Origin of the sequence: Haladaptatus sp. W1 (genome assembly GCF_001723155.1) — an archaeon.
Classification (GTDB): domain Archaea; phylum Halobacteriota; class Halobacteria; order Halobacteriales; family Haladaptataceae; genus Haladaptatus; species Haladaptatus paucihalophilus.
In genome coordinates, this window is the sequence record NZ_MEIH01000185.1 from 1 (window position 1) to 3383 (window position 3383).

Genomic DNA, 3383 nt, shown 5'->3' on the forward strand with positions numbered 1-3383 from the left:
TTCGAATCCGACCGCGTGAACGACGTGTCGAACGACTACTTCGGTGCGAACTGGGACGCCATCGTCACCCGGATAAAGTTCTTCCCGTCGCTCCAGATACTCTCGGGGTTGGGCTTCGCACTGACGTTCATCGTCGGCGGCCTCTGGGTGTTCAACGGCGAAGGACCGTGGTTCTTCTCGGGGAACTTGAAAGCCGGTGAGTTCGTCACGTTCATGCTCCTCACCCAGCGGTTCATCTGGCCCATGGCGCAGTTCGGGTCCATCATCAACATGTACCAGCGCGCGTACGCCTCCAGTGCCCGCATCTTCGGGCTGATGGACGAACCGAGTCGGATTCAGGAGGACCCCGACGCGAAGGACCTCGACGTCACCGAGGGAGAGGTCGTCTACGACCACGTGACCTTCGGCTACGACGAGAGCGAAACCATCGTGGAGGACATCACCTTCGAAGTCGAGGGTGGCGACACGCTGGCGCTCGTCGGCCCGACCGGGGCCGGAAAATCCACCGTCCTCAAACTCCTGCTCCGCATGTACGACGTAAACGAAGGTGCCATCCGCATCGACGGCACCGACATCCGCGACGTGAGTTTGCCGAGCATCCGCCGGAACATCGGGTACGTCAGCCAGAACACCTTCCTCTTCTACGGGACGGTCAAGGAGAACATCGAGTACGGAACGTTCGACGCGACCGACGCGGAGATAGAGGAGGCCGCCAAGGCCGCCGAAGCGCACGAGTTCATCACCAATCTGCCCGACGGCTACGACACCAAAGTCGGCGAGCGTGGCGTGAAGCTTTCGGGCGGTCAACGCCAGCGGATTTCCATCGCCCGCGCCATTCTGAAGGACCCGGAAATCCTCATCCTCGACGAGGCGACCAGCGACGTGGACACGGAGACGGAGATGCTCATCCAGCGCAGCCTCGACAAACTCACCGAGAACCGGACGACGTTCGCCATCGCCCACCGCCTCTCGACCATCAAGGACGCGGACAAAATCGTCGTCCTCGAAGGCGGCAAAATCGTGGAACGCGGTCGCCACGACCAACTCATCGGCAACGACGGCCTGTATGCGCATCTCTGGGGCGTTCAGGCCGGAGAAATCGATGAGCTGCCACAGGAGTTCATCGACCGCGCCGCCCGAAGAACGGCGCGAACGGACGCCAACGACTGACCGCGGTTACGCACCGCTGACGGTCACTGACGGCGGCGATTTGGTCCGACTCGAAGGCGGTTATCACCGCCCGCGGTGGTACCGTCGTCCGCCTTTTTCGACCTGCAAATCCCGTTGTCGGGAAAGCGCCGCGTTCGCCTGTCGTTCGTATCGTCGAACCACCTCCTCGCGCTGTCGCTGTCGGCTTTTCGCCCGCTGTCGTTGCTGCTTCCAATTCGGGTCGCGGCGACCGCCGTACTTCGGTATCTCGCCCGTCTCCGATTTGCGGACCGGTTCCTCCGACGATTCAGTGGCGACTTCCTCCTCGCTCTCTCGCGGCGCGCGTCCTTCCCGTTCGCGCTGTTCGCGTGCATTCAGTTCGTTTTCCTCCGTCCCGCGTTTCGGAACCCTGCTTCCGTACCGTCCGCCGTACGAGGACGATTTCGCCGGTCGTTCGTACTCGCCTTCCGGTTGTCCTTTTCCCTCGTACCGCGCCGGACCCGCCGGTGGATGCGGTCGCTCTTCCTCTCGCCGTCGTTTCACTTCTCGTCGTCCTTCCTCGCCGCGCTCCTCGTCGTAGTCCGATATCTCTTCCGTCGTCTCGTCCGTGATTCGTTCCTCTTCCGTTTCCCGTCCGCTGTTCTCGTCTGATACCATTGTCTCTCTGCCTCGAAATACTCGCAAATAGCGAATAAACCGGCGTGACTGTTCAGACGGTTTGTCGGAGTTCCGTCGGCTGTTTCGAAACGGGTAACGGAGGGTTTCCTTAGCTCTGTGGCGATGTCCTGTTCATCGCGGGTTCGGATTGTAGAAACTCGACGCCGTACTCGGCCAACCACGAGAGCGTTTTTTGCACTGCGGCGGGGTCGGCGACGCGATAGCTCGCCATCGTCGGCGGTTCGTGTCCCACTTTGACCCCGAGTCCCATGTCGGGAAGGACGTGAAACGCGTCCTCGTCGGTTCGGTCGTCGCCGACGTACAGCGGAAGCCACGTTTCGTCGTCCGGGACGCGCCGCTCGTAGAGCCACCGAATCGCCCGTCCCTTGTGCCAATCGACGTCCGGACGCAGTTCGATGACCTGCTTTCCGGTCGTGACGCGCACGTCCTCTACGTCCGCGACGACATCGCGGACCGCCTCCCGAACCTCCGGAACGCGGTCGTCGTCGGTGAGTCTGTAGTGAATCGACGCGGTGACGCCCTTGTCCTCGACGAAGGCTCCGCCTATCGCGGCGAGTTTCGAATCGATAGTTGCGGAGAGGCGTCCGATTTCGTCCATCGCGTCTTCCGCGACCGGGTGAGTATGTCGTTCGTCGCTCGTTCCGATTTCCAACCCGTGGTTTCCGGCGTAGGCGATGCCGTCCACATCGACTCGTTCTCGGAGGTCGTCCAATCCCCGTCCGCTGACGATGCCAACCTGGACGTCCGGCGAATCGCGGAGGTCTTCGATGACGGTCCGGGTCGCCGGTGGCAGCCGAACGTCGTCGGGGTGGTCTTCTATCGGTGCGAGCGACCCGTCGAAATCGAACATCGCCAACATGCCGTCCGTGTCCCGCAATCGCCGTACCAACGCGTAGAGGTGGTGGTGGAGCGGGTCGGGAACGTCTTCGTTCATCGTCTCTGTGGTGATTTCGCGGCCACTTCACGGCCTCGTCGAATCGCTTCGATGGTTCGGAACTGGGCGTTCATCCATGCGTACACATCGTTCGAATGCACTTGTTTTCTGAGGTCGTGCATCCGTCGTTTTCGCTCCGACTTGGGGAGCGAGAGCGCGCGTTCGATGGCCTCCACGAACTCGTTCGTGTGATGGGGGTGTACGGTCACCGCCTCGTCGCCGAGTTCCTCGTTCGCGCCCGTCAGCTCGCTCAAAAGAAGCACTCCCGGGTCGTCCACTTGCGAGGCGACGAACTCCTTCGCCACGAGATTCATCCCGTCGCGCCGGGGACTGACGATACCGAGGTCCGCCTCGCGGTACAGCGCCGCCAACCCTTCCTTCGGGAGATGCTCGTTCAGATAGACGACCGGCATCCAGTCGTCGGTCCCGAACCGGTCGTTGATTCTCTCGATTTCCGATTCGACCTCCGCTTGTAACTCCCCGTACGCGTCTATCTGGCTCCTGCTCTCGCTCGCCTTTTGGACGTACGTGAACTCGCCGCGCCATTCCGGGTGTCGCTCCCAGAACCGCTCCAGCGCGGTGAGTCGCTCGGGAATTCCCTTGGTGTAATCGAGTCGTTCGA

The 3383-nt window shown here is 61.9% G+C and carries 4 protein-coding genes; 1 reads left to right on the top strand and 3 read right to left on the bottom strand.

Translation table 11 applies throughout. From position 1 onward, the window contains the following. The coding region (locus BG842_RS09325; RefSeq protein WP_139136077.1) for an ABC transporter ATP-binding protein at window positions 1-1170 on the top strand (1170 nt) is incomplete at its 5' end. A gap of 63 nt (window positions 1171-1233) precedes the next feature. Here the strand turns inward: BG842_RS09325 and BG842_RS09330 are convergent. From BG842_RS09330 to BG842_RS09340, 3 genes are all read right to left on the bottom strand, one after another. After that, window positions 1234-1806 (bottom strand): hypothetical protein, encoded by a 573-nt coding sequence (locus tag BG842_RS09330; protein ID WP_069450548.1) that lies wholly within the window; start codon window positions 1804-1806, stop codon window positions 1234-1236. A 109-nt stretch (window positions 1807-1915) separates the two neighbouring features. Next, window positions 1916-2761, bottom strand: coding sequence for a trehalose-phosphatase (gene otsB / locus BG842_RS09335; protein ID WP_069450549.1), 846 nt, complete (start codon window positions 2759-2761; stop codon window positions 1916-1918). After that, on the bottom strand, window positions 2758-3383 hold a 626-nt coding region (locus tag BG842_RS09340), incomplete at its 5' end, for a trehalose-6-phosphate synthase (protein WP_139136078.1). The genes BG842_RS09340 and otsB, both read right to left, overlap by 4 nt.

Coding starts and splice junctions, on each gene's coding strand:
- BG842_RS09330 (WP_069450548.1), bottom strand. CDS start 1,806: ATGGTATCAGACGAGAACAGCGGACGGGAAACGGAAGAGGAACGAATC.
- otsB (WP_069450549.1), bottom strand. CDS start 2,761: ATGAACGAAGACGTTCCCGACCCGCTCCACCACCACCTCTACGCGTTG.